Genomic DNA, 24,614 nt, shown 5'->3' on the forward strand with positions numbered 1-24,614 from the left:
GGTTATCGCTTTAAAGCGTCGATTAACATTTCGGCTTTTTCATCGATTTTGGAACTGATCCAAACCTGACCGAATGCCCCTCCTCCGATGGTAATCTTTTCACTGTTCCAATTGATCTTGCAAAGTGAAAAAAGGTAGTAATTTTCAGTGTAAGTGTAATTGTTCACAAATTCATTGACTACCTGGTCTCCTACCAGCATCATACCAAAGTCTACAGCGTCCTTATGTTTGTAGTCCAATTGTTTCTTGAGGATTTCTTTAGCTTTCAGGGTCAGTTTTTCGTTGATTTTTTCCTTGGAAGGATTGGTAAAAACCGCGACCAACATGATGACCACCCCTAATAAGGCAAAGATTCTTGTTTTGCTCATAGCTACAAAAATAGATTATTTTGAAGAGATTGGATTAAAATATCAAGCCAAACAACCAAATTGTGAGTGCATACATGGCATAAATAAACAGGATAATGCCGATAAAAATAACGATCCCTAAGGTTATCAGGATGTTTCTGGCACTGCCCTGATGTTTATTGTCGTAATAATGTTCTCGCAGGAGCTTGACATTTTTTTCGTTGGCTTTGTTAAAGAAGTCGAAAACATTCCCAAAGATCGGAATGGAGCCCAAAAGGGCATCCCAAGTGACATTGAGCAACATTTTTACGGCTACTTTACTGCTTGCTCCGTTTCTGTACATAACAGATACCAGGACCAAAGAAATAATGAAAGTGGCAATCTGACCCCCAAAGGGAATAAAATTCAAGATGGGGTCCAGTCCGAAGCGAAAGTTTCCAATGCGGAAACGACTATCCATCAGGACAGATAGTCGTTTTACCCATTGAAAATCTTTATCAATCTTCTGTAAATTATATGAAGGTTGTTTCTCCATTGTTATTTCAGTGCGAATACGGCATCGATGTTACAAGTAAGTTTGATTGGTTTAACCTCTAGGTCCAAACCCTGATCTGCAGCGTCCATTTCATTGTTGCCAGTTTTTGCAGACATAGCGTACATGCGAGGTTGAGGCAGGATATCATTCCAGCTCATGCTGCTGTTATCATTGATCATGATTACTTTTCCTACGTTTTCAGCATCTGCCGCTGCAAGGATCTCAGCATTTGCCCTAGCATCACGTACAGCAAGGGTTTTTAGTTCCTTCTCGATTTCTTTCTTTTGAGAATGATCGTAGCCCGAGATATTGGTGCTCTGCAAACCTTTAGCATCAACTTCTTCCAACATAGGATTTAAATTATTCAGGTTAGTAACCTTGATCCTATATTGTCTAGCCTGCAATAGTTCGTTGTTTTTCTTTTTTGTTTCAGCATTATAGCTGTAGATGTTTTGGACTGTGAAGTCTTCTTTTTTGACGCCATTTTTCATGGCAGCATCAAAAAGTTGTTTCTCAAGTTGGTCGATAGCAACCTTTTTCTTTGTGTTTCCATCTTGGTAATACTCTTTCAAAGAAATAGATAGATAGATGATATCTGGTGTTACTTCTTTTTCAGCATAACCGCGGGTTGCTACTCTCCTAGTGTTTTCCATATTAATAGTTTGGGCGCTCAACGTGGTAATCATACCAACCAGCGCAAATAGTGTAATTAATTTTTTCATAATAATTTTAAATAAATTGTTCATGGCAAAAACCTTTCCAAATTGTCGGCGAAAAGAAATTGCTAAATAATTTGAAAAATGTTTGGTAGATTTAACGATTAAATTTAATTGGTATTCAAAAAATAATGATACCTTTAAAAAAAACAATAGTAATTATTATGCAAGAAGGAGTAGTAAAATTCTTTAATGAAGCCAAAGGTTTCGGTTTCATCATTCCAAATTCTGGCGAGAGTGAAATTTTCGTTCACGTTTCTGGATTAGTAGACAAGGTTCGTGAAAACGACCATGTTTCTTACGAAGTACAACAAGGTCGTAAGGGACTAAACGCGGTAAATGTAAAGCTTATCTAAAAATTAGATTCAATATATATTTATTGTGGAAGCCCGTCGAGTACCAACTCAACGGGTTTTTTCTTGCCTTTAATTTCCGAAGATTTCTTCTAGGATATAGAGCGAATTGATCTCGCCAAAGTTCTCTGTATGAAGCCGATAATAATCGATTATTTTTTGCAGAAGATATGTCCGATCTGCTCGGCTCAGCTTAATTTTGTTACAATTCGTAAAGCTGCTTTGTAAAATTTCTCTGAAATAAGTGCTGTACGGTTCTTGTAGGACATGAAAATGCGCGGGCAAGCTATTGGAAAACCGACCTTCCATCAGATCAAAATACGGCAGATCCTGGATGATTGGTTTAAAACCGAGATAGTGACTCAGTTTTGCCAAGAAGACCAAATGGTAATTTGCCAATCCCTCCTTACTTTCATCAAGCCAGATGATGGCATTCTCTAAAAATTGGAACAGTTGAGGTTCCGGATGTTGATGTCTTAATACCTTATACAGGACTTCATTCAAGAACATGGCTATGGAACTCTTGACGATATCGAGTGGAATGCTTTTAAGGGGCGGAAGTTGCTGAGCTTCCTTGATCCTTTGCAGGTTGTTGTTTTCCTTGTTATAAACCACCATTTCCAATAGATGGAATGGTTGGAGCATGTTGTACGAGATTTTGGCTTTTGGTTTTCTGGCTCCGTTGATCAAGTAAGATTGCAAGCCGAGCGCCTCCGTATAGATTTGAGCAACGACGCTACTTTCGGAGTAATTGGTGACTTTTAAGGTGATTCCTTTGGTTTGTTGCAGCATCAGGTTCTACCCTATTTATTTTTCTTTTTGGATTTTCTGTCGTCCAAAAGTGAATTACGGTCAATCTTTCTGAACAAGCGATAAATGAAGGTAATGAAGCCGAATCCGAAAGCGATAACCCCGACAACGAGGAGTGGTTTGTACCAGTTGTTGTCGGATTCCATGAGGATGGTACCATAATAGATACAGATTATTCCCAGCAAAGTGAAAGCTAATCCTCGTATTAAATACTTGTTCATTGTGAATTGTTGAAAACTATTGTGAGCCTCGGCGTAAAATATAATGCAAAATACAGTATTTTTGTTGACTTCTGCCCTATTCCTAGATTATTTTAAAATAATTCGCTAATTATTATTGTATTTCCCAAAAGAAATATAGATATTTGCACACTCGTTTCTGAGGAACGATAATTGAATTAGAACAACAATAAAAAATCGAATATCATGTCAAGAATTTGTGATTTAACAGGCAAGACGGCATTAAAGGGAAATAACGTATCACACTCGAACGTTAAGACTAAGCGTAAATTCTATCCTAATTTACAGACCAAACGTTTTTATATTCCAGAAGAAGATCGTTGGATTACTCTAAAGGTATCTACTTCGGCTATTAAAACCATCAACAAGAACGGTATTACAGCAGCTATCGACAAGTTTATTAAAAAAGGTCATATTTAATAGATAGTAGCCTGTTATATCAGCAGAAAATAGAATCATGAAATTCACCCGTGAGGGTTTAAATAAAGTAAGGCAATGGCAAAAAAAGGAAATAGAGTACAAGTTATCTTAGAATGTACTGAGCACAAAGAAAGTGGTCTTCCAGGTATGTCTCGTTACATTACCACTAAGAACAAAAAGAACACAACTGAGCGTTTGGAGTTGAAAAAATTCAACCCTGTATTGAGAAAAGTAACAGTTCACAAAGAAATTAAGTAATTCACGATTGGATCCTCGGGGTTCATATTAAAAATATAATACCATGGCAAAGAAAGCAGTTGCATCATTACAAAAAGGTGGTGGTAAAGAGTTTACTAAAGTAATTATCACTACAAAATCTGCAAAAACTGGCGCTTATACTTTCAAAGAAAGTATGGTACACAATGACAAAGTAAAAGAGGTTGTTGCTGCGGCTTCTAAATAAGCAGTTAGATATTCCTTTTTTTAAAGTTTTTCTTTAAAAATCTTATAATTAGCCGTTTTGGGAGCACCAAAAGGGCTTTTTTAGTATCCTGTATTTAAGTATCTTTGATACGATTCAGATCCTTTATCTATAACACATCCATCATGGGATTATTTGATTTTTTTAAAAAGAAGCAAGAGACACCTGAAGCTCAAGAGGCTTTGGACAAAGGTTTAGAGAAAACCAAGGAAGGTTTTTTCAGCAAGATTACGAAGGCAGTAGTAGGGAAGTCTACCATTGATGACGAAGTGTTGGATAATCTGGAGGAGGTGCTGGTAACATCTGATGTGGGTGTGACCACGACCCTAAAGATTGTGGACCGTATCCAAAAGCGTGCTGCACAGGATAAATATGTCACTACGGATGACCTGAATCGTCTGTTGAAGGATGAAATTCAAGGTTTATTGGCTGAAAACAACAGCAATGACTTTGAATCTTTTGAATATGGCAACCAAAAGCCATACGTGATCATGGTAGTGGGTGTGAATGGGGTCGGTAAGACCACAACGATCGGAAAGCTGGCGCATCAACTGAAAGAGGCTGGCAACAAGGTGGTCCTTGGTGCTGCTGATACCTTCAGGGCTGCTGCGGTAGATCAAATCCAATTGTGGGGTGATCGGGTTGGTGTGCGTGTTGTTGCTCAACCAATGGGTTCGGATCCTGCATCGGTTGCTTTTGACACCGTAAAGTCCGCCGTTGCGAATGGGGATGATGTGGCCATTATAGATACTGCTGGTAGGCTTCATAATAAAGTGGGGCTGATGAACGAGTTGACCAAGATCAAAAATGTGATGCAAAAGGTTATTCCTGATGCTCCTCATGAGATTTTATTGGTATTGGATGCTTCAACGGGACAAAATGCCATTGAGCAAGCGACTCAATTTACTCAAGCAACGGATGTCAATGCTTTGGCTTTGACAAAATTAGACGGTACGGCCAAAGGTGGTGTTGTCATAGGGATCTCAGATCAGTTTAAAATTCCGGTTAAATACATTGGAGTGGGAGAGAAGATCGGTGATTTGCAGTTATTTAACAAAAAAGAATTTGTAGACTCACTATTCAAGTAGGCTACAGCGTAATATGAAAACGAAACAATCAAAAACAGCACCTATACAGGCTAAACCTCGTGTGAACGTGGTGACCTTAGGCTGCTCTAAAAACATACATGATAGCGAGGTGCTGATGGGCCAATTAAAGGGCAATCAGATGGAGGTGGTCCATGAAGCTTCCAATATCCAAGCTAATGATATCGTGGTGATCAATACTTGTGGTTTTATCGATAATGCCAAACAGGAATCCATTGACACCATCCTTCAATTTTCAGAATTAAAAGACCAAGGGAAAGTCAATAAAGTAATTGTTACGGGTTGTTTATCAGAACGATACAAACCGGAGTTGCAAACTGAAATCCCTAATGTTGATGCTTTCTTTGGAACGAATGATCTTCCAGATCTTCTTTCCAGTATCGGTGCGGACTATAGACATGAATTGCTTGGTGAGCGTCTATTGACAACTCCTTCCCATTTTTCTTATTTCAAGATTGCGGAAGGCTGTAATAGGCCTTGTTCATTCTGCGCCATCCCATTGATGCGTGGAAAGCATGTGTCTAAATCTATTGATGATCTGGTAAAAGAGGCTAAGTTCTTGGCTTCTAATGGTACCAAAGAGTTGATCTTGATCGCTCAGGATTTGACTTATTATGGGCTGGATATTTACGGAAAGCGTAATTTATCGGACTTATTGCGTCATTTATCGGATGTGGAGGGAATTGATTGGATCCGTTTACAATATGCTTATCCTTCCGGATTCCCAATGGATATCTTGGATGCCATGAACGAACGCTCCAATATCTGTAACTACTTGGATATGCCATTGCAGCATATCTCGGATCGTATGCTGACTTCTATGCGTAGAGGAACAAGCAAACAAAAACAGATCGATCTAGTCAACAAAATCCGCGATAAAGTTCCTGATATTGCTTTGAGAACAACATTGATCTGTGGTTATCCAGGCGAGACCGAAGAAGACTTCCAGGAAATGTTGGAATGGGTAGAGGAAACTAGGTTTGATCGTTTAGGTTGTTTTACTTATTCGCATGAGGAAAAGACACATGCGCATAGCCTTGAGGACGATGTTCCTGAAGAAGTAAAACAGGATCGTGTGGATCAGATCATGGAAGTTCAGCAAGGAATTTCTTATGAAATCAATCAAGAGAAAGTTGGAAATACCTATAAAGTGTTGGTGGATAGGGTAGACGGTGATTATTTTATCGGTAGGACTGAATATGATTCACCTGAGGTTGACAATGAGGTGGTATTGGAAGCGAAATCCAATTATGCCCGCATTGGAGACTTTGTTCAGGTGAAGGTTGACCGTGCAGAAGACTTTGACTTGTACGGAAATATTGTCAAATAACTATAACATTTGTGGCAAGTAGTCGGGCTTATTTTAAATTTTTGTATTTTGTATACTAAATGCCTATACATTTGTAAAAGTTTAAAAGAGGTAGATGAAAGCCACATATATTGATTACAGCGACACTAATAGTTTCTCCAAAACCTTAATTGCCTATCTGAACCATAATGAGCATCTTGCTCCATTTTATGGGAATAAACCTGATATAGCGGGTTTTAAGGATCAGATTGGCAAAAAGAAAGGGTTTGCACATCGGGAATTATTAACTAAAATTTTAACTGATCAATATGGAGATCTGCTTTCTTCCTCTCCGGAAGTAGCGCAGAACATTATCCGATTAAAGGATAATAACACCTATACAGTTACCACTGGCCACCAATTAAATATATTCACGGGACCTTTATACTTTATTTTCAAGATCGTGACTGCCATCAAATTGGCTCAGGACCTGAAGAAGGAATTTCCTGAAAATGAGTTTGTACCAGTGTATTGGATGGCAACGGAAGACCATGATTTTGAGGAAATAAACCATACCAAAGCTTTTGGCAAAAAGATCCTTTGGGATGTGGAATCACATTCGGCAACTGGTCGAATGGATACGGAGAGCATTGCCGACACCGTTAAACAATACTGCAATACCTTTGGACTTTCTGATAATGCAACGGAGCTAACCGAACTTGTCGAAGAGGCTTATTTGAAAGGCCTGAGCTTGGCAGATGCCACCAGAACCTTTGTTAATTCCCTGTTTAAGCAATATGGTCTGATCATTATTGATGCGGACCGTAAGGAATTGAAAAAATTATTCGCTCCAATCATGGAGGAAGATATTCTGAAAGAAAAGAGCTTTAAAGCTATTGAAAGGACTTCTGAGCAATTGAAGGATAAAGGTTTTGCGACTCAAGTGCATTCTCGGGAAATCAACTTTTTCTATCTAACGGATGAATTCCGGGAAAGGATCGTTCGTACGGAGGATGGGAAATTTGAGATTTTGCATCAAGGGATCTATTTTACCGAAGAGGAGATCAAGAAGGAGATCCATGCTCATCCGGAAAGATTTAGCCCGAATGTCGTGATGCGCCCCATGTACGAGGAGGTTATCCTTCCGAACTTGGCTTATATTGGTGGGGGAGCGGAAGTTGTCTATTGGTTGCAGTTAAAAGCTAATTTTGATCAGTATAAGATGCCATTTCCTATTTTGATTCCGCGTAATTCGGCTATGATCACTGATGATCAGATGGCTGGTAAAATCTTTAGATTAGACTTTACTTTCAAGAGCATCTTTAAGCCTTCTGAGACTTTGAAGAAGGATTATGTGAAGCGGATCACCAAGCATCGGTTGAATTTGCAGGATGAGTGGATGGAGTTCAATGCTATATTTGGAAAGATTAAGTTGAGAGCCCATAAGATTGATCCGAGTTTAGGACCAAGCACCGATGCGGTTAAGGCGAGACTGAAAAAAGCGGTCAATAACCTAGAGAAGAAACTATTGAAAGCCGAGAAAAGGAACCATCAGGATGCCTTGATCCAGATCGATAGAATCAAGGAAAAACTCTTTCCTGGAGGCGCTCTGCAGGAGAGAACTGATAATTTTGCTGAGCTTTATCTGAAACATGGGAAGGAATTGATCCCTGATCTTGTTAAGACATTTAACCCTTTGGACTTTAAATTCACTATACTATATTAATATGCAAATGGAAGAGTTATTGAAGAGTAATTTCTATAAATACTATACAGAAAAAGCTTTTTTGACTGAGAGTGATTTCGAACAGCTGCTTCCTTTTTTTGAGTTTAGGGAATTATCGCACAATCAATATATATTGAGGGCAGGAGAGGTGTGCAAGCACTTTTTGTTTGTGGAAGAAGGGCTATTGCAGTTCTTGTCCTTGGATGAAAAGGGCGTGGAGCATATTCTTCAGTTTGCACCGGAGAATTGGTTGATGGGTGATCGCTCGAGTGTTTACTTTGATGAGCCTTCCTTGTATTATATCAAGGCGATTGAGCCGAGTAAGGTCGTGTTTTTGCATCCTAAGTTCTTCGCTGAGGCGGCAAAATTACGATTAGAATTTGCCATGTTTACTGAAAGGTCCCTACAGAGGAGTGTGTATTACCTTCAGCGTAGGATCAATTCTTTATTGGCGATGACTGCCAAGGAACGCTATCTGGAATTTATCGAACTCTATCCTAATTTGTTATTGCGTGTACCGCAATGGATGATCGCATCTTACCTCGGCATTACGCCAGAGAGCTTGAGTAGGGTGAGAAGGGAAATTGCTAAGGACAGTTTTTAATAGCTGAGGTTAAAAAACCTCAGCCATCATACATCTGGCGCTTCCGCCACCATATTTTTCAATACTAAACAAAGGTGCATGGACTATCCTGCCGTGCTTTTCTAGCGCTTCAATCTGTTCCTCCTCAAAGGTCTCGAAGGCTTGGGTGCTCATACAGATTATCGGATCACCATCAATGTTCCTGACTTCCAAAATATTTCCAGCAAAATGATTCATTTGATCTTCAGTGATCACTATGATTTCTTTGCCTGTGTTTTTCAAGCTTGAAACCACCAATTCCCTCTCTTCGGGATTCCTTATTACTTCCAAACAGATTACACTGAAGTTTGTGCCTACAGACATCATCACATTGCTGTGGTAGATTGGAAGGTAGGCTTCGCCAACCTGCTGAGTGGAATGGAAAACCAAAGGCGTATAACCTTGATCCTTGCAGAATATATGGAACAGTTCTTCGTTTGCACGTTCAGATAAGGAGCAGTAGGCAATCTTGTTTACCCTGTCCAAGATCATGGAGCCAGTGCCTTCCAAGAACTTGTTCTGATCCTCATAAGTGGTATAGTCTTGAACCGTTTCATAATGTGTTCCCGCTTGGTCCAGTTTTCCTAAATAATTCAATTGTCTTTCATTTCTTCTGTTTTCAGCAAACATCGGGTAGATGATGCTCTTGTTGACATGGAATGAAATGACATTGTTAGGGAAGATGCTGTCAGGGGTATCTAATTTGCCAGGGTCCTGAACAACAAAAACCTTGACACCTGCATTTTTAAGGATACTGACAAAGTTGTCAAACTCAGTGACCGCAAGGTCAGAAAGCCTGTCGTTGCGTTCGTTTTTCGCTTGGAAGAAGTTATTTACAGCCGTTTCTTCATTTCTACGGAAGTAGAAAGGGCGAACCATTAAGATTGTATTTGTTGTTTGCATGGCTATTTTCTGATTAGAGGTAGGGTGGAGCAGCGCAAGAGACCTTCCTGTTTTCCGATTTCATGATAAGGGATTTCCTCCACAATGAAATTCTGTTCTCGGAGCCAAGTGTTCAGCCTTGCAAATCTTTGCTCACTAACGATGACTGTAGGGGAGATGGAAAAGACATTTGAGAACATCTGGTACATTTCATCTGCAGTGATTTGGAATACATTCTCTTCAGAAAACAATTCCAGCAAGAACTCAAAGTCTTCTTGGTTTTTGAACCCGCCTGGGTATATTATGGCTTTATTTTCGCCAATCGGTTGAAAGCAGCAATCCAGGTGTAATGCATTGGAACGAGGATCTGTCATGGATTTAATCAGATCGAATCCTATTACCGTCTTATTTGGGAATTTCTCCTTGATGAACTCAACACCTTGATGGTTTGTCCTCGCGGTGTTTATTTCAGAATAATCCGCGCCGGAATAGGTTCCGATAAAGACATAATCTTTCCAGAGGATCACATCTCCGCCTTCCATATGGATATGTTCAGGGGCGGTGATCAGCTTTTCGGGGTCAATTTGATCGATAATGTACAGGATGGCTTCCCATTCCTCTGCTCTATCGGGCAGGATATTGGATTTCACAAAGTAATCATCAATAACAAAACCTATATCTCTCGTAAAGATTTGATTAAGGTTGGGGATTGTTTCGGGACGATAGACCTCTACTCCATATTTATTGAGAACCTGTTTGAACTGGTCAAGTTCATGAACCATGTCTGGTTCAGTGGGGTAAGTACCTGCGAGGATATGTTCCAATGACTTGGGGTCATAAGCTTCTGCTGCTGTGGGAGTCGGACCATTGTGATTGGCAATCCCTAGAATTACAGCGCTCAAGCGATCGGATTCATTCCTCACGTTTAATTTAAGCATATAATTTATTAATTGATTCAGGCCTAAATTAGTAAAGATTCCTATCTTAAAATTGCCGATGAAAATTATTGTAAATATTTAACATCAAGAGCTTTAATGCTGGAATTAAAGTATGAAATCAGGGGTGTTCAATGCAGAAAATGGAATGATTTTGAGGTTTATTTGCCGTTTTTTTAATAGCTGTGTCAATTCTTCCATTAGCCGCCTAAAGTATAACAGGAATTGCATTTAGGTCTTTTGAAGCAAAAGGTCCTAACGGATGTTACATTGATAAAATATTGCTGCTATTGTTGTTTGGAATTTAAAGAAATGTGCAATCGATTGATGTGTTAATAAAAGTTTTTCGAGCGGGTGGACTCCTTAAAATTACCTATAAAAAGCGTATCTTTGCACATCTAAATTTTTACACAGAAATCCTGTTGAAATATTTTGGATAACAGATAGTTAATCAGTCTCAAAAGTTACAATTAATACTTAAAATGAGTAACATATTTTACCAAGAAAAATTTGAGGATCGCCATAATGGTCCAAGTTCTGCGCAAGTAGAGGAAATGTTGAACGTGCTTTCAGTGGGTTCTTTGGATGAATTGATCGATCAGACCGTTCCTGCACAGATTCGTAAGAAACAAGCTTTGAACCTTCCTCCTGCACTTAGTGAGGTTGCGTATTTGGAAAAAATAGCTCAAATAGCTGAAAAGAACAAGGTATTCAAATCTTATATCGGTCAGGGATATAACGATGTGATCCTTCCTGGGGTTATCCAACGTAATGTATTTGAAAATCCAGGATGGTATACACAATATACTCCTTACCAAGCGGAAATTGCTCAAGGACGTTTGCAAGCCTTGTTGAACTTCCAAACTATGGTTTCAGACCTAACTGGTTTAGAAATCGCAAATGCTTCCCTATTGGATGAAGCAACTGCTGCCGCAGAAGGTATGTTCATGCTGTACAGCACACGCAAAAACAAGGATGCTAATGTGTTCTTGGTAACTCCAAACGTATATCCTCAAACATTAGATGTATTGCAAACCAGAGCCGTTCCTTTCGGCGTTGAGATACGTGTTGCTGATTTAACTGTAGAGAACTTAACGGACGATGTGTACGCCACATATATTCAATATCCTGCAGCTGATGGTACGGTAAATGACTATAAAGAATTTACGGCCTATGCACATGATAAAGACATCACTGTATGTGTTGGTACAGACTTAATGTCATTGGCCTTGTTGACTCCTCCGGGAGAATGGGGTGCTGATGTTGTTGTGGGTAACTCCCAACGCTTTGGTGTACCAATGGGATTTGGTGGCCCGCATGCAGCATTCTTTGCAACTAAAGACACTTATAAACGTAATATTCCAGGAAGAATCATTGGTGTTACTTCTGATTCAAACGGAGAATACGCACTACGTATGGCGCTTCAAACTCGTGAGCAACATATCCGTAGAGATAAAGCATCTTCAAATATCTGTACAGCACAAGCTTTGTTAGCTATCATGGCTTCCTTCTATGCTGTATACCACGGTCCTAAAGGAATCAAAAACATCGCTTCCCGTATCAATGACTTGACAAAATTAGCGGATAAAGCAATCCAAGCATTAGGCTACAAACAAGTCAATGAATCTTACTTCGATACCCTTCGTTTTGATGTGGGCAAGGAAGTTGATGGATTGAAAAGCGAGGCTTTGAACCACGAGCTTAACTTCTTCTACCAAGAGGGTACAGTAGGTATCTCTATCGATGAGACAACCACTTTTGAAGATATCCAAACCATCGTGAAAGTATTTGCTAAGGTTAAGGGCAAGCACATCACTGATGTGGATATGGATGCTATCGTTAAGGAATTAGGAACTTCAATTCCAGAGCACTTGGAAAGATCTTCTGAGTACTTGACTCACCCAGTATTCAACAGCTACCACTCAGAGAGTGAAATGCTACGTTATATCAAATCTTTAGAGGCGAAAGACCTTTCATTGTGCCACTCTATGATTCCATTGGGATCATGTACCATGAAATTGAATGCAACAACCGAGATGGTTCCAGTTACTTGGGCTAGATTCGGTGGATTGCATCCATTTGCACCAGTTGATCAAACATCTGGTTACATGCAATTGATCAATGAATTGAACGATTGGTTATGTGAAATCACAGGCTTCGCTAAGATGTCTTTCCAACCAAACTCTGGTGCACAAGGTGAATACGCTGGATTAATGGTAATCCGCGCTTATCACCATAGCCGTGGAGATTTCGATAGAAACATCTGTTTGATCCCTGCATCGGCACATGGTACCAACCCAGCATCTGCTTCTATGGCAGGTTTGAAGGTAGTTGTGGTTAAATGTGACGATCGTGGTAATATCGATGTTGAAGATTTAAAAGCAAAAGCTACTGAACATTCGGCTAACCTGAATTCTTTGATGGTTACTTATCCATCGACTCATGGTGTATTTGAAGAACCGATTGTTGAGATCTGTAATATCATCCACGAGAATGGTGGTCAAGTATATATGGACGGTGCAAATATGAATGCTCAGGTAGGTTTGACTAGCCCAGGCTTCATTGGAGCAGACGTTTGTCACTTGAACTTACATAAGACTTTCTGTATTCCTCACGGTGGTGGTGGTCCAGGTATGGGTCCAATCGGCGTAGCAGCACATTTGGTTCCTTTCTTGCCTAACCATGAGATTATCGAGATCTCAGGCGAAGAGGGCATTTCAGCCGTTTCAGCGGCTCCATTTGGTTCAGCCTCTATCTTGGTCATCTCACACGCTTACATCGCTATGATGGGCGGAGAAGGCCTTACAAACGCAACTAAGACGGCTATCTTGAATGCCAACTATATCAAAGCTCGCCTAGAGCAACATTATCCAGTTTTATATGCTGGTGCGAATGGACGTTGTGCACACGAGATGATCTTGGATTGTCGCGGATTTAAAAATGTAGGTATCGAAGTAGCAGATATCGCTAAGCGTTTGATGGACTACGGTTTCCACGCTCCAACTGTATCATTCCCAGTGGCTGGTACTTTAATGGTTGAGCCGACAGAATCTGAGTCAAAACCAGAATTAGATAGATTCTGTGATGCCTTGATCGGTATCCGTTCAGAAATTGCTGCGGTTGAGAATGGAGATGCAGACCAAAAAGACAACGTATTGAAAAATGCGCCTCATACAGCTAGAGTGGTAACAGGTGATGACTGGGATAGACCATATTCCCGCCAAACTGCTGCTTATCCAATCGAATACTTAAGAGTAAATAAATTCTGGCCTTCGGTAGGTCGTGTGAATGATTCCCAAGGAGATAGAACCTTAATCTGTTCTTGCCCTCCGATGGAAGCATACGCAGAGATCTAAGGAGATCTGAAAATATAAAGTATCAGGAAAGCCTTTGCCCATTTCGGGTAAAGGCTTTCTCTTTTCATGCAGAATACAAGCTTAAACCCCTTAAGCATGGTATTTCTCTTAGGTTTTTACTATTTTAGGTCTTCAAATAAATCTGATTTTGATCATGAAAACCAACCTCTCGCATCTATTAATTCTCGTAACATTCCTTTTAGGTACTCAATTTGCAGAAGCACAGCAGAAACTCTTCCAGTTTGGAGTGGAAAAGAGCTTTGACGAATCCATCTTAAATGCCAAAGCCAAAGGCAAGGCGATCCAATGGATTGATGTCAACACCTCGGATAGCACTTGGAAGGCGAAGGGAAACCTTTTGCAGAACAGCGGCAATCCAATTGGAGTCGTGCGATCGGAGAAGATGTATGAGAACTTTATCATGCATGTCGAGTGGAGACATTTGGAGAAGGGAGGCAACTCCGGGATTTTTGTGTGGTGCGATGCCAAGGCAGACCCTAAGAGCAGGCTTCCGATGGGTATGGAGGTGCAGATGCTGGAATTGGATTGGGTGAATATAAACGCCGTGGATGGCAAACAACAGCCGATCGCCTATGTACATGGAGAATTGTTCGGTGCTGGTGGGATGACCGCATCTCCGGATAATCCAAGGGGCGAGAGAAGCAAGTCTTTGGAAAACAGGTGCCTTGGAGTAGGAGAGTGGAATAAGTACACCGTGGTCTGTGTGGATGGAACGGTGAAATTGGCTGTTAATGGTAAATTCGTAAACAGTATCCGATTGGCCTCCAAACGAAAAGGTTATCTTTGTTTAGAAGCTGAAGGCGCTAAAATGGAGTTCAGGAACCTTCAGATAATTGAATTAGAACCAGGAATGGATCGTCCCGAGTTTGTGGTCGATGCCTTATAAGAAAAATGATTAACAAAAGGATATAAAGGGACATGATTAAGAAATACATCATTTATTTTTCACTTGCTGCATTAGTGAGTTCTTGTGGAGGAGGGAAATATGCCAGCACAGAAAAGATCTATAAAAAGAAAGCCAAGGATTTCTCTGAACTCTATAAAGAGGCTCCGGTGAAAGGACAGGTCGAAAAGATCGCTTCCAACCATAAAGAATGGATTGCTTCCACCAATTTCGGTGTCCGCAAGCCAAACTATGTGATGATCCATCACACCGCGCAAAAAGACCTTGACCAGACAGTCAGGACCTTCCACAACGAAAAAGTAGGCGTGAGTTCACACTATGTAATCGGTAGAGACGGAAAGATTGTCCAGATGGTCAATGACCTATACCGTGCACACCATGCAGGATTAGGAAGATGGGGAAATGACACCGATCTGAATTCCTCTTCTATCGGTATTGAATTGGACAACAACGGGATCAGTGACCCTTGGCCAGAAGTGCAGATCAATGCCTTGGTCCAATTGCTTGCTTACTTAAAAGAGACCTATAAGATCCCGCAAGCAAACTTTATCGGACACATGGACTATGCGCCAACAAGGAAGAACGATCCATCAAGGTTTCCTTGGAAGGTATTAGCTGATAAAGGTTTTGGATATTGGTATGATGATGTCTTGGAAGATCCTCCAATGGGCTTCGACCCTAAGATAGCCTTAAGGATCATTGGCTATGATGTGAAGAACCTAGATGCTGCCATCAAAGGATTTAAACAGCATTATACCCAAATGGACGTCACTAGCGCCAACCTAACTGAACACGACCTTAAGATACTTTATTCAATCTTTAAGAAGTTTTTGTAAGAGTATAAAGTAATTAGTATTTAGTATTTAGACTTGTAGGGCGTCCTAGGTCTAAATACTAAATGCTCAAGCCAGGAAGGAGGTTTTAGGTCTAAATACTAAATACTTACTACTAAATACTACTCTTCTTAAACTGTTTTTACGAATTTCTCATCGTAGTTCTCGATATCAACAATGTATCTGTTGTTGATCAAGAAATCAAACAATGGTTTCGCTTCTGGGGAAACCGGAAGGTTTTTAGTCGTAACGATTTTCTCTAATTTTTTATCTAAATACGGGTAAGCATAAAGCTTAACGTTCTTGCTAAACATTCCTGAGATATAGCTTAGCAATTCATTGGTATAGTTTTCTTTGTTGTAATTATCCGAGTTGAAGATGTTCTTCAAGTTGGAAACGTTGGTTGCAATACCTACATGCTTCGGCTTGAAGGTCTGCACGAATTCAGCCAAGTGGTTATTCCTTCTGAAGTTGGATACCAGGATATTGTTGCCTGTAGAGCATAGATATTCAGCACGTTCCGCGAAATAGATCAAGTCCTCATCCGAAATCACACTGTTTTCATCCAGCACATTACCCATCAGTACCTCAATCAGCACCACGGTATTTTCAGGAACAGCCTTGGTGTTTTTCAGGAACTCCTCCACGGCCAAGTTAAACAGGTCAAAGTTTGGATTAGATTTCTGACGGTATTTCGTACGAAGGATAATGATGTTCTTTTTATAAAGATAATCCTTGATTTGGGCAGCCTTTCCATCTGGTTTGAAGATTGCAGCTTTCGAGAAACCTTTTGCAATCAGGTATAGGTTCAGTAGGCGCTCATTGGCATTCGCGAAAAGCGGTCCTGAAACCTTTACCAAGTCAATTTCTACCGAACCTACAGAAAGGTTGTCAACTAGGGACTCGATCATCGTCTGTGGATTCTCAGCGTAATAATAAGCCGCAAAAACCAGGTTTACCCCTAAGATCCCAAGGACTTTAGTTTGCAATCTATTGTCACTGTCCAATAACCTAACGTGGATGATGATATCGTTCGTCGGTCCATCCACTTCATGCTGGAATCGGATACCGATCCAACCGTGAGGTTCATTGGTTTTCGTAAAATTCAATGTGGTTACTGTATCGGCAAAAGCAAAGAATTTTTTACTGCTGTATTTCTCACCTTGAAGACGCTCGGTAAGGAGGCTATATTCATGGTCCAGCATTTTGGTCAGTCGGGTTCTGCTCACGTACCTGCCAGACTCTTCAATACCATAGATGGCATCTGAGAATGCCATATCGTATGCAGAAATGGTCTTTGCAATGGTTCCAGACGCTGCACCGGCTTCAAAGAAATTACGAGCGACTTCCTGTCCAGCGCCAATTTCTGCGAATGTACCATAAATATCAGCGTTAAGATTGATTTTAAGCGCTTTGCGCTTGGTTTCGTAAATTTCTCTTGCCATGCGGCAAAGGTACGAAAACAGCGTCAATAATTGTGTAAAGAGGTTGGTATAAAGAATAAAGTTAGGCGAGCTTATAACTCGCCTAATTTTTTCAATGTATAGAATAGGGCAGAGCTATGGAGCGCCTGTCCTATTTTATTGTCAAAAAGAAATTGCTTGGCCTCTTGGAGATCCATTAAAACCACTTCAATATCTTCCGAAGGATCTAATTCTTGCTCCTGAACTTTTCTTCCTCCAGTAAGGAGATAGGTATAGGTAATATTGCCCGAGGTAGCAGGGTTGGCAAAAAGCTCACAGACATAGCTGATATCATCAAAGGCATAGCCTGTTTCTTCCAACAACTCCCGTCTTGCCGCTATTTCTGGGTCCTCATTGTCCTCAACCACACCTGCTGGTAGCTCCACCATGATTTTTCCGGCGCCATGGCGGTACTGCTTGACGAAGATAACCTGATTATCTTCCGTCAGAGCCACCATATTCACCCAGGTAGGGTATTCCAGTACGTAGTATTCCTCTTTAATATTGCCATTGGGCATCTCCAGCTTATCGACGCGTAGAGTTGCCCAAGGGCGTTGTATGATGTATTTCGAATCAATTGTTTTCCACTTCTCCATTAATCTTTCACTATATCGGCCATCATTAATCTTACTTTATCGTCCAAACGGTTTGAAATCTGACCAAATTCAGAAGTAAACTCCAAATTCTCCCTAACCGAACAGTAAAATTTAATCTTTGGCTCCGTTCCAGATGGCCTAGCAGAAATCACATCGCCATCTTTGGTGATGAACTGAAGCACATCAGATTTAGGAAGGTCGATCTTCGACTTCTTGCCTGTTGCCATATCCGTAGCTTCTGAAGTCTCATAGTCCCTAACCTCAACCACCTCAATATCGCCCAATGTTTTTGGCAGGTCAGCACGTAAATCAGCCATCATTTGTTTGATCTCATCAGCTCCAGCCTTCCCTTTTTTGGTCAAGGAAATCAGTTTTTCTTTGTAATAGCCAAAATCCAAATAAAGCTTCAATAGCACATCGTAAAGTGATTTCCCTTGGCTTTTGAAATAAGCAGCCATTTCAGAGATAAAGGCACAAGAGTTAACCGCATCTTTATCCCTCACTAGGTCACCGACCAAGAAGCCATAACTTTCTTCTCCACCCACCAAATAGGTTTCTTTGCCTTCCTGGTTAGTCATGACCTCACCGATAAACTTGAAACCCGTAAGCGTTTCATAGCTTTTCACATCAAAAGACTTCGCGATATCAGAGAATAAGTTCGAAGTCACGATGGTTTTCACGATATATTGGTTCGCTTTCAATTGACCAAGGTCCTTCTTCGAAGAAAGCACATAATAAGTCAACAAGCTACCGATTTGGTTACCATTGATCAATTGGAATTCACCTGAAGGCAATTTGATTGCCACCCCAACTCGGTCGGCATCAGGGTCTGTAGCCATAACTACGTCGGCATCGATATCCTGGCCCATTGCCATTGCTTTCGACATTGCCTCTTCTTCTTCCGGGTTTGGATAAACTACCGTCGGGAAGTTTCCGTCAGGTTTAGCTTGATCTTCCACTACCTGAACATTCTTAAATCCCCATGCTTCCAATATCTTTGGAACTAGGGTAATGCCTGTTCCGTGGATTGGAGAATAAACGATCTTCAGATCGCTTTGCTCTTTTACCGCTTCAGGATGGATGCTCAATTTCTTGTTTGCATCGATATAGATTTGGTCAAAATCCTCTCCAACCAAATGGATGTTTTTCTCTACACGATCAAATTTGATCTCTTTTACAGAAGTAATGGCATTCACTTCCGTGATCACATTTTTATCATGCGGAGCAACCAATTGGCCACCATCATTCCAATAAGCCTTATAGCCATTGTATTCCTTTGGATTATGCGATGCGGTCAACATCACACCACCCTGGCATTTAAAATGGCGCACAGCAAAGGACAACAGAGGTGTTGGTCTCAGTTCTTTGAACAGATAAACCTGAAAACCATTTGCAGAGAACACATCAGCAACCAGCTGACCGAATTCTTGCGAATTATTTCGGCTATCATAGGATACCGCAACTTTGATTTCCTGATTAGGGAATTGCTTGATCAAGTAATTGGCCAAGCCTTGGGTCGCTTTCCCAATGGTGTATTTGTTCATCCTGTTGGATCCCACACCCATAATTCCACGAAGACCACCCGTACCGAATTCCAGTTCCTTATAGAACGAATCCAATAACTCGGTTTCTTCATTATTATCAACTAATGCCTTTACTTTGGACACCGTGTCCTTATCGTATTCATCAGTCTGCCATTGATTGACTCTTCCTTGTGTTTCTTTATCTAGAGTACCCATATGGTTACATTTTTTAAGGTAAATATATTAGTGTAATTTTTTATTAGGCATCGCAGTTGCCATAAGAGCGGTCCAGTAGCGTTACATACCAAGAGCCCTCAAACTGTTTAACATGGAAAATCAAAAAGTGTTCATCGGTTGGATTTAAAATAACCCGATAACTGCCATCTTCCAATTTTGAAACCCTTTCCAAGGTCTTTTCATCGTATTTGGCCTCATTGAATTCCCCTTGGTACTTCATGATGGTATCCAACAGATGCGTCACGCTGGTTGCAGTCGTATCGCTAGAGAAACCATACTTGGTCCATTTATCCGTCTCACATTTAAATTCTGGCAATGCTTCAAAGGTCAAAGTCTTATCATTCTCAAAGGTAGGGTAAGGATAAGACTCCGGAACAGGGTTTTGGATATCAAAACTGTCCACTAATTTGAAGTCATCCATCACGCCCGGGCGATAGATAATGGCAAGGCCATGTTCAGGATGGATTAAGGCATTGATCTTTTCATTGTCTTGGCTCAAGTAGGCGCGCACAAAGCGGGTGATGACCTCTGAAATCTGTTGGACTTCTTCCGGTTCGTTCAGGCTTGCTCGGGTTACCGTGTCCTGATGTGCCGTAGCTGTTTTTGATGAGTTATTACAAGAACCTAATAGCACAATAAAGGCTATCAGTCCTAATGCGTAATTTTTAATCATGATTATTTGTTGTTTTTCCGGATAGTTTGCTCGATAGTGTCCCACATTTCTGAAGGGATGGCTTCCATGCCGTTCATCTGTCCTGCCCCTTGCAGCCATTCTCCGCCGTCTATGCTGATTATCTCGCCATTGATATAACCTGCAAAATCGGATATCAAGAAAGCTGCCAAATTTGCTAATTCCTGATGTTCTCCGACACGTTTTAATGGAACTCGGTTCTTAAAGTCAAATTTCTGGGCCAATTCTCCCGGTAAAAGACGGTCCCAAGCCCCCTTCGTAGGAAATGGTCCCGGTGCAATGGCATTATGGCGAATGCCATATTTGCCCCATTCCACAGCCAAGGATTTGGTTAAAGTTACCACGCCCCCTTTTGCAACTGCAGATGGAACCACATAACCCGATCCCGTGAAGGCATAGGTCGTCACGATATTCAGTACGTTGGCAGCTTGTTTCCTTTCGATCCAATGCTTGCCAAATTCTAAGGTACAGTTCACAGTACCCTTCAGTACGATATCAATAATGGTTGAAAAAGCATTTGCAGACAAACGCTCCGTAGGGGAGATAAAGTTTCCGGCGGCATTATTTACCAATACATCAACTTGCCCGAATATTTCGATGGCTTTCTCGCGCACCAGCTTAATCTCCTCCGTATTCCTGATATCACAGGCAACCGGCAATACGGGGTTTCCAGTTTTTCCCTGGATTTCTTTGGCAGTTTCTTCCAGTACATCCAGTTTTCGGCTCGTGATGACCACATTGGCCCCTAATTCCGAAAAATAGATGGACATAGCCTTGCCCAATCCCGTTCCTCCACCGGTTACTACCACTGTTTTACCTTTCAAGGCATCCTTCTGTAAAGCTCCTTGTACTGCCATATTTATGATTTTTTAGTGAGATTATCGATTATTGCTTTCAAGATCGCCCTTGTGGATGGTGCCCACCAGCGCTCTAGGACCTGCTCAATTGCAGCACCTTTGGTTTCTTGCACTTGCTCCAATAGACGCTTGCGAATATTCAATTTCGAAGCCTTCCAAGCATTGGGTTCAAACTGTAAATACTGTTTTGCCTTTCTGGCTGCGGTAGTCTGGATACGGTCAAAATTAACGACCTCATCCACCAAGCCTACGTTCAATGCCTCTTGCGGAGTCAATAGCTTTCCTTCCAATAAGAATCTCGCCGCATTACCTGAACCGATCCAAAAGGCATATAGTTCAAAAATACTGCTAGGGACGATGATTCCCACTGGAACCTCATTCAACCCAATGATATATTCACCAGCTGCCATCACACGGTAATCGGAGCAAAGCGCCAATACACAACCACCTGCAGGACTATGTCCAGTAACCGCCGTGATAAAAGGCTTAGGAAAAGAGACCAATTCTTCGATCAGGTCAATAAACTTCTCCCAGAATGCCTTCATCTGCGCCTCATCGTATTGAAAGAGCGTGATCAGGTCCAAGCCAGAGGTAAAGAAACCTTCTTTACCTTGAAGGACAACAGCAAAAACGGATGGATCTTCCTTTAGGGATTTGAAAGTAGTCGTGATTTCCTCGATCATCTCCAGATGCATGGCATTGGATTTTCCTCGATCTAATTGAATGTAACAGATGTTCTCTGATACTTGAGTATTTAAAAATGTACCCATATGAATTCCATTTGTTAAGTATGGAAATTTACGGAAAAAATAGTCGTTATGATAAAAAATTAGCGCTTATATATGGCAATGTGGATATATTTTGATTTATCGAATATGAATACCAAAAGAATAGGCCCAAATAAATGGGCCTATCTCTATTATTTGACTTCAAACTCTATTATCCTTCTCAATATCCTGCCATTGAAGTCCAAGCCCTCAATGATCATTCTATAGGTTCCAGCTTCATCCGACGTGTAAAAATCAAAATTAGCGATGCCCTTCTCGTTCGATACGATTCCCGGTTCCCAATGGATCGTCGTCCTTAGGTCCGTTTGAAATTGGTTTTCAGAATTCGTTTCATAAACCGGTTTATAGAATTCCTTGGTCAAGGAAATTCCCTTTGGCGAAATCGATAGAATTCCGGTCGGCTGATAAGCAGAACTGCGTGCATCCCTACCCGTTTTAGAAGTAATGATGATCAGGCCGTTGGCACCATAAGAACCATAAATGGAAGTATAGTTAATATTCCTTAACACCTCCACACTTTGTATGTCTATAGGGTTGATCGTGGCAATCATATCGCCTTCCACATACATCCCGTCTATTACCACCTGCATTGCTCCATTGCTACGCGTGTTATAAGGGATCCCACCACGGAATATCACCCCCGTCAATCGACCGTTTAAACACATCTCCAAGTTCGGACAGGTGCTCAGGTCTTCCGCGGTCAGGGTCTGGTCTGCATTTCCAGGACCATTCAGGTTAGACGAATTAGCGGCTGCTTTTGGACGCTGTGCCCGAACGGTAACTTCTTCAATCTGAAAGACCTTCTCCATGATCCCCTTTTTCTCCAATTGCTCATAAAACTTCTTGCTGGCCAGCAACTGCTCTTCATTCAATTTGTTGATGTCATTCAAGATCAAAGGATTGTTCTTTTCGAAGTTGATGGCAGGCTCCTTGAATGGATCCGCAATGATGTCCACAAAGTTCTTTCCCTTCTCGTTCCTCGCCGACAATAAGAACTTGACACTGTCCGGAAACAAGAGATCCTTAAAAACAAAGTCCCCTTCAGCATTCGCCAAGGTATCTAGGTAATCCATGAAATTATTCGTGGATATCAACTGTATTTTTGCATTTGGAACCGGCGCCTTTCTGCCGACCTTGCGGATACTACCCTTTATGGTGATCCCCTTTTCTTCATTAAACTCGGCCTTTGATGCACTGAGGGAGTCCAATTTGTTGATGGAAATCTTTCTCCAACCCTGCGTTAACAGTAGGTTGTCCAGATCAACTGCCTTCACCGTACCATCTGGGTTAAAATAGAAACTTGGCTTTTCAATAAAACCTTTGATATCAGCATTCAAGAAGAGAGAACTCATGATACTCACCGAATTAGGTACATCATCTTTATAGTTCTTCAGGTTAACCACCGATGCTGAAAGAGCCGAGAACCGAATGCTATCATCCGAATTTCCGACCGTAATTTCCGTGTTTACCTTGTCCCGCAGGCCATAACTGCTCTTGTTTAATTTTACCTCAGCCGGCAAAATCGACTTTTTATTATAGTTGAATATGGCCCTTTCAGAAAGCGGAAAGAAATCCTTGTTCAATAGGCTTACAGTCAATACCCCCATAGGCAGGTCTTTACGCGGCACATTGAACAGCACATTAGCTTGCGCTGCCTTGTTCTTGGCCATATAATAGATTTTCCCTAAATGTTGGACAATGACATATAGGTCCTCATTGTTTATTTTTCCCTCTGCAATATTGACCTGCACAAATACCTTGTCAGCATTACTGTTGTTGACCGCCAAAGCGATATTATTGCCCGATACAGCCTCTATATCAATCGTCTTCTGGCTACCATCTTCAAATTTTATCTGTATTTGGTAGCTCTCGCCCTCTGCAAAATAACAGGGCGAAGAACCCATTCCCAGCTCGTTGGTACTCAGCACCGCTGCGGTGTCCTGCTTAGAATCGATGATCGTTATATCTGCCTTTATTCCCAATCCCTGCGGATTCAAGGTCTTAATGGCGATTCTGTTAAGCTCGTTGCTGACGATCTGCCCGCCCTCAATAAAGTATTGCACCGCATTTTCTGAATCAAAGACATTCGTATTGATCAGCTTCTTGACAATGGAGCCATCTAAGTTCTTGAAACGAATGGAAAGCGGTTTGCCCCGATTTTTATCGGTCACCTTTATCTTTATGCTCCCATCAGGCTGCATGGACTCCCGGCCTCGATCGACGACCTTATCCCCATCCATTATTGTATAACCCACAGAAGTCTTCTCCCGGGGCTTATTTTCGGGGTTCTCGAAATTCAACAGGTAGAACTCGTTTTCCGCCTCCTTTATCAGTTTACTGCTGCTTATGATATTGTCCGAGCGTACATTCCCTATATTCAGCACCTTCTCAAAATAATAGTCAGAGCTGCTATTCCGCATCCAATTGCTATAGGCACGCATCCGATAGGAGCCTTCCACCAAGGTATCCGCCAAAAGCATGTCGCCTACAGATACACCAGTGAACAGGGAGTTGATCTTTTGTGACACAATTTCCCCAGTGGGACTGATCAGTTCCACATAAGCAATATTGGAAAGAATGGAGAGTTGATTTTCCAGACCAATCGTCGAGTAGATCTTGTACCAGACGGTTTCTCCGGCACCATAGTTATTGCGGTCTGTTTGGATATGGATCTTCTCCTGAGGGAATTTTCCGGCATACAAATCCATTTTTGCTTGAAAGGAATCCGCGGTTTGTGCATGTATTGGTTTGAAAAAGCTGACAAAACACAGGAAAGCCAACAAGGCGGTGAGTTTCTTCATAATTAGAGTGGCTAAATCATCATAATAATACGAAAATTTGCAAAGAATCTTGCTAAATATTTTTTTTGGGAGCGGATTTCTCAT

Annotated in this window: 25 protein-coding genes; 11 read left to right on the forward strand and 14 right to left on the reverse strand. The window is 41.2% G+C overall.

The window, feature by feature from the left end; all coding sequences use genetic code 11:
• Positions 1 to 2: 2 nt before the first annotated feature.
• Genes ACK2WI_RS12605 through ACK2WI_RS12615 form a run of 3 tightly spaced genes read right to left on the reverse strand, consistent with a single transcriptional unit; the run spans position 3 to position 1,604 of the window.
• The gene (locus ACK2WI_RS12605) at positions 3 to 368 is read right to left on the reverse strand and encodes a hypothetical protein (protein WP_312695972.1); all 366 of its coding nucleotides are present in this window, start codon (positions 366 to 368) and stop codon (positions 3 to 5) included.
• 34 nt (positions 369 to 402) lie between these two features.
• The gene (locus ACK2WI_RS12610; protein ID WP_409151133.1) at positions 403 to 882 is read right to left on the reverse strand and encodes a DUF4112 domain-containing protein; all 480 of its coding nucleotides are present in this window, start codon (positions 880 to 882) and stop codon (positions 403 to 405) included.
• Positions 883 to 884: 2 nt separating this feature from the next.
• The gene (locus tag ACK2WI_RS12615; RefSeq protein WP_409151135.1) at positions 885 to 1,604 is read right to left on the reverse strand and encodes an SIMPL domain-containing protein; all 720 of its coding nucleotides are present in this window, start codon (positions 1,602 to 1,604) and stop codon (positions 885 to 887) included.
• A 158-nt stretch (positions 1,605 to 1,762) separates the two neighbouring features.
• Between ACK2WI_RS12615 and ACK2WI_RS12620 the strand changes: the two genes are divergently transcribed.
• The gene (locus tag ACK2WI_RS12620; protein WP_093100014.1) at positions 1,763 to 1,954 is read left to right on the forward strand and encodes a cold-shock protein; all 192 of its coding nucleotides are present in this window, start codon (positions 1,763 to 1,765) and stop codon (positions 1,952 to 1,954) included.
• A 69-nt stretch (positions 1,955 to 2,023) separates the two neighbouring features.
• Here the strand turns inward: ACK2WI_RS12620 and recO are convergent, their stop codons facing one another.
• Together recO and ACK2WI_RS12630 are read right to left on the reverse strand one after the other, a co-directional pair.
• Positions 2,024 to 2,743: a DNA repair protein RecO gene (gene recO / locus ACK2WI_RS12625; protein WP_409151137.1), complete on the reverse strand. Its 720-nt coding sequence runs from the start codon at positions 2,741 to 2,743 to the stop codon at positions 2,024 to 2,026.
• An 11-nt stretch (positions 2,744 to 2,754) separates the two neighbouring features.
• Complete coding sequence (locus tag ACK2WI_RS12630; protein WP_409151139.1) at positions 2,755 to 2,982, reverse strand: signal peptidase; 228 nt, start codon at positions 2,980 to 2,982, stop codon at positions 2,755 to 2,757.
• 204 nt (positions 2,983 to 3,186) lie between these two features.
• Between ACK2WI_RS12630 and rpmB the strand changes: the two genes are divergently transcribed.
• From rpmB to ACK2WI_RS12665, 7 genes are all read left to right on the forward strand, one after another.
• Positions 3,187 to 3,420, forward strand: a complete 234-nt coding sequence (gene rpmB / locus ACK2WI_RS12635; protein ID WP_093100019.1) for a 50S ribosomal protein L28 — start codon at positions 3,187 to 3,189, stop codon at positions 3,418 to 3,420.
• Between the two features lie 75 nt (positions 3,421 to 3,495).
• Positions 3,496 to 3,678 (forward strand): 50S ribosomal protein L33, encoded by a 183-nt coding sequence (gene rpmG, locus ACK2WI_RS12640; RefSeq protein WP_002998409.1) that lies wholly within the window; start codon positions 3,496 to 3,498, stop codon positions 3,676 to 3,678.
• A 43-nt stretch (positions 3,679 to 3,721) separates the two neighbouring features.
• The gene (locus ACK2WI_RS12645; RefSeq protein WP_093100020.1) at positions 3,722 to 3,883 is read left to right on the forward strand and encodes a DUF4295 domain-containing protein; all 162 of its coding nucleotides are present in this window, start codon (positions 3,722 to 3,724) and stop codon (positions 3,881 to 3,883) included.
• Between the two features lie 143 nt (positions 3,884 to 4,026).
• The gene (gene ftsY / locus ACK2WI_RS12650) at positions 4,027 to 4,989 is read left to right on the forward strand and encodes a signal recognition particle-docking protein FtsY (RefSeq protein WP_093100022.1); all 963 of its coding nucleotides are present in this window, start codon (positions 4,027 to 4,029) and stop codon (positions 4,987 to 4,989) included.
• Positions 4,990 to 5,002: 13 nt separating this feature from the next.
• Positions 5,003 to 6,337 (forward strand): 30S ribosomal protein S12 methylthiotransferase RimO, encoded by a 1,335-nt coding sequence (gene rimO / locus ACK2WI_RS12655; protein ID WP_409151141.1) that lies wholly within the window; start codon positions 5,003 to 5,005, stop codon positions 6,335 to 6,337.
• 94 nt (positions 6,338 to 6,431) lie between these two features.
• On the forward strand, positions 6,432 to 8,021 hold the full coding sequence (bshC, locus tag ACK2WI_RS12660) for a bacillithiol biosynthesis cysteine-adding enzyme BshC (RefSeq protein ID WP_409151143.1): 1,590 nt from the start codon (positions 6,432 to 6,434) through the stop codon (positions 8,019 to 8,021).
• 7 nt (positions 8,022 to 8,028) lie between these two features.
• A complete protein-coding gene (locus tag ACK2WI_RS12665; RefSeq protein WP_409151145.1) occupies positions 8,029 to 8,625 on the forward strand; it encodes a Crp/Fnr family transcriptional regulator in 597 nt (198 codons plus the stop codon).
• 9 nt (positions 8,626 to 8,634) lie between these two features.
• Here ACK2WI_RS12665 and ctlX read toward each other — a convergent pair whose 3' ends face one another.
• Positions 8,635 to 9,546, reverse strand: coding sequence for a citrulline utilization hydrolase CtlX (gene ctlX / locus ACK2WI_RS12670; RefSeq protein WP_409151147.1), 912 nt, complete (start codon positions 9,544 to 9,546; stop codon positions 8,635 to 8,637).
• A 2-nt stretch (positions 9,547 to 9,548) separates the two neighbouring features.
• Entirely contained in the window at positions 9,549 to 10,463 is a 915-nt protein-coding gene (locus tag ACK2WI_RS12675; RefSeq protein ID WP_409151149.1) for a dimethylarginine dimethylaminohydrolase family protein, read from the reverse strand.
• A gap of 479 nt (positions 10,464 to 10,942) precedes the next feature.
• Between ACK2WI_RS12675 and gcvP the strand changes: the two genes are divergently transcribed.
• The 3 genes from gcvP to ACK2WI_RS12690 all read left to right on the forward strand — a co-directional run bounded on the left by gcvP (position 10,943) and on the right by ACK2WI_RS12690 (position 15,577).
• Complete coding sequence (gene gcvP, locus ACK2WI_RS12680; protein ID WP_312695992.1) at positions 10,943 to 13,816, forward strand: aminomethyl-transferring glycine dehydrogenase; 2,874 nt, start codon at positions 10,943 to 10,945, stop codon at positions 13,814 to 13,816.
• A gap of 154 nt (positions 13,817 to 13,970) precedes the next feature.
• Positions 13,971 to 14,723: a DUF1080 domain-containing protein gene (locus tag ACK2WI_RS12685; protein ID WP_312695994.1), complete on the forward strand. Its 753-nt coding sequence runs from the start codon at positions 13,971 to 13,973 to the stop codon at positions 14,721 to 14,723.
• Positions 14,724 to 14,755: 32 nt separating this feature from the next.
• Positions 14,756 to 15,577, forward strand: coding sequence for an N-acetylmuramoyl-L-alanine amidase (locus ACK2WI_RS12690; RefSeq protein WP_409151152.1), 822 nt, complete (start codon positions 14,756 to 14,758; stop codon positions 15,575 to 15,577).
• A gap of 128 nt (positions 15,578 to 15,705) precedes the next feature.
• On the opposite strand, the gene ACK2WI_RS12695 is transcribed toward ACK2WI_RS12690, so the two are convergent.
• From ACK2WI_RS12695 to ACK2WI_RS12725, 7 genes are all read right to left on the reverse strand, one after another.
• Positions 15,706 to 17,019 (reverse strand): nicotinamide mononucleotide adenylyltransferase, encoded by a 1,314-nt coding sequence (locus ACK2WI_RS12695; protein ID WP_093100034.1) that lies wholly within the window; start codon positions 17,017 to 17,019, stop codon positions 15,706 to 15,708.
• Positions 17,020 to 17,090: 71 nt separating this feature from the next.
• Entirely contained in the window at positions 17,091 to 17,633 is a 543-nt protein-coding gene (locus ACK2WI_RS12700; protein WP_093100035.1) for an NUDIX hydrolase, read from the reverse strand.
• Positions 17,633 to 19,372: a phospho-sugar mutase gene (locus ACK2WI_RS12705; protein WP_409151155.1), complete on the reverse strand. Its 1,740-nt coding sequence runs from the start codon at positions 19,370 to 19,372 to the stop codon at positions 17,633 to 17,635. Before ACK2WI_RS12705 ends, ACK2WI_RS12700 begins: the two co-directional genes overlap by 1 nt.
• A 43-nt stretch (positions 19,373 to 19,415) precedes the next feature.
• On the reverse strand, positions 19,416 to 20,066 hold the full coding sequence (locus ACK2WI_RS12710; RefSeq protein ID WP_409151157.1) for a hypothetical protein: 651 nt from the start codon (positions 20,064 to 20,066) through the stop codon (positions 19,416 to 19,418).
• 2 nt (positions 20,067 to 20,068) lie between these two features.
• On the reverse strand, positions 20,069 to 20,941 hold the full coding sequence (locus ACK2WI_RS12715; RefSeq protein WP_409151159.1) for an SDR family oxidoreductase: 873 nt from the start codon (positions 20,939 to 20,941) through the stop codon (positions 20,069 to 20,071).
• 2 nt (positions 20,942 to 20,943) lie between these two features.
• A complete protein-coding gene (locus tag ACK2WI_RS12720) occupies positions 20,944 to 21,711 on the reverse strand; it encodes an enoyl-CoA hydratase/isomerase family protein (RefSeq protein ID WP_093100041.1) in 768 nt (255 codons plus the stop codon).
• A 149-nt stretch (positions 21,712 to 21,860) separates the two neighbouring features.
• Positions 21,861 to 24,530 carry a hypothetical protein gene (locus tag ACK2WI_RS12725; protein ID WP_409151161.1) on the reverse strand — a complete coding sequence of 890 codons (2,670 nt, stop codon included), beginning with the start codon at positions 24,528 to 24,530 and terminating at the stop codon, positions 21,861 to 21,863.
• Between the last annotated feature and the right edge of the window lie 84 nt (positions 24,531 to 24,614).

Origin of the sequence: Sphingobacterium sp. BS-2, assembly GCF_046161205.1 — a bacterium.
GTDB classification, from domain to species: Bacteria; Bacteroidota; Bacteroidia; order Sphingobacteriales; family Sphingobacteriaceae; genus Sphingobacterium; species Sphingobacterium mizutaii.

Bases quoted from the DNA above. Each gene is read 5' to 3' on its own strand.
- ACK2WI_RS12605 (WP_312695972.1), bottom strand. From the start codon at position 368: ATGAGCAAAACAAGAATCTTTGCCTTATTAGGGGTGGTCATCATGTTG.
- ACK2WI_RS12610 (WP_409151133.1), bottom strand. From the start codon at position 882: ATGGAGAAACAACCTTCATATAATTTACAGAAGATTGATAAAGATTTT.
- ACK2WI_RS12615 (WP_409151135.1), bottom strand. From the start codon at position 1,604: ATGAAAAAATTAATTACACTATTTGCGCTGGTTGGTATGATTACCACG.
- ACK2WI_RS12620 (WP_093100014.1), top strand. From the start codon at position 1,763: ATGCAAGAAGGAGTAGTAAAATTCTTTAATGAAGCCAAAGGTTTCGGT.
- recO (WP_409151137.1), bottom strand. From the start codon at position 2,743: ATGCTGCAACAAACCAAAGGAATCACCTTAAAAGTCACCAATTACTCC.
- ACK2WI_RS12630 (WP_409151139.1), bottom strand. From the start codon at position 2,982: ATGAACAAGTATTTAATACGAGGATTAGCTTTCACTTTGCTGGGAATA.
- rpmB (WP_093100019.1), top strand. From the start codon at position 3,187: ATGTCAAGAATTTGTGATTTAACAGGCAAGACGGCATTAAAGGGAAAT.
- rpmG (WP_002998409.1), top strand. From the start codon at position 3,496: ATGGCAAAAAAAGGAAATAGAGTACAAGTTATCTTAGAATGTACTGAG.
- ACK2WI_RS12645 (WP_093100020.1), top strand. From the start codon at position 3,722: ATGGCAAAGAAAGCAGTTGCATCATTACAAAAAGGTGGTGGTAAAGAG.
- ftsY (WP_093100022.1), top strand. From the start codon at position 4,027: ATGGGATTATTTGATTTTTTTAAAAAGAAGCAAGAGACACCTGAAGCT.
- rimO (WP_409151141.1), top strand. From the start codon at position 5,003: ATGAAAACGAAACAATCAAAAACAGCACCTATACAGGCTAAACCTCGT.
- bshC (WP_409151143.1), top strand. From the start codon at position 6,432: ATGAAAGCCACATATATTGATTACAGCGACACTAATAGTTTCTCCAAA.
- ACK2WI_RS12665 (WP_409151145.1), top strand. From the start codon at position 8,029: ATGGAAGAGTTATTGAAGAGTAATTTCTATAAATACTATACAGAAAAA.
- ctlX (WP_409151147.1), bottom strand. From the start codon at position 9,546: ATGCAAACAACAAATACAATCTTAATGGTTCGCCCTTTCTACTTCCGT.
- ACK2WI_RS12675 (WP_409151149.1), bottom strand. From the start codon at position 10,463: ATGCTTAAATTAAACGTGAGGAATGAATCCGATCGCTTGAGCGCTGTA.
- gcvP (WP_312695992.1), top strand. From the start codon at position 10,943: ATGAGTAACATATTTTACCAAGAAAAATTTGAGGATCGCCATAATGGT.
- ACK2WI_RS12685 (WP_312695994.1), top strand. From the start codon at position 13,971: ATGAAAACCAACCTCTCGCATCTATTAATTCTCGTAACATTCCTTTTA.
- ACK2WI_RS12690 (WP_409151152.1), top strand. From the start codon at position 14,756: ATGATTAAGAAATACATCATTTATTTTTCACTTGCTGCATTAGTGAGT.
- ACK2WI_RS12695 (WP_093100034.1), bottom strand. From the start codon at position 17,019: ATGGCAAGAGAAATTTACGAAACCAAGCGCAAAGCGCTTAAAATCAAT.
- ACK2WI_RS12700 (WP_093100035.1), bottom strand. From the start codon at position 17,633: ATGGAGAAGTGGAAAACAATTGATTCGAAATACATCATACAACGCCCT.
- ACK2WI_RS12705 (WP_409151155.1), bottom strand. From the start codon at position 19,372: ATGGGTACTCTAGATAAAGAAACACAAGGAAGAGTCAATCAATGGCAG.
- ACK2WI_RS12710 (WP_409151157.1), bottom strand. From the start codon at position 20,066: ATGATTAAAAATTACGCATTAGGACTGATAGCCTTTATTGTGCTATTA.
- ACK2WI_RS12715 (WP_409151159.1), bottom strand. From the start codon at position 20,941: ATGGCAGTACAAGGAGCTTTACAGAAGGATGCCTTGAAAGGTAAAACA.
- ACK2WI_RS12720 (WP_093100041.1), bottom strand. From the start codon at position 21,711: ATGGGTACATTTTTAAATACTCAAGTATCAGAGAACATCTGTTACATT.
- ACK2WI_RS12725 (WP_409151161.1), bottom strand. From the start codon at position 24,530: ATGAAGAAACTCACCGCCTTGTTGGCTTTCCTGTGTTTTGTCAGCTTT.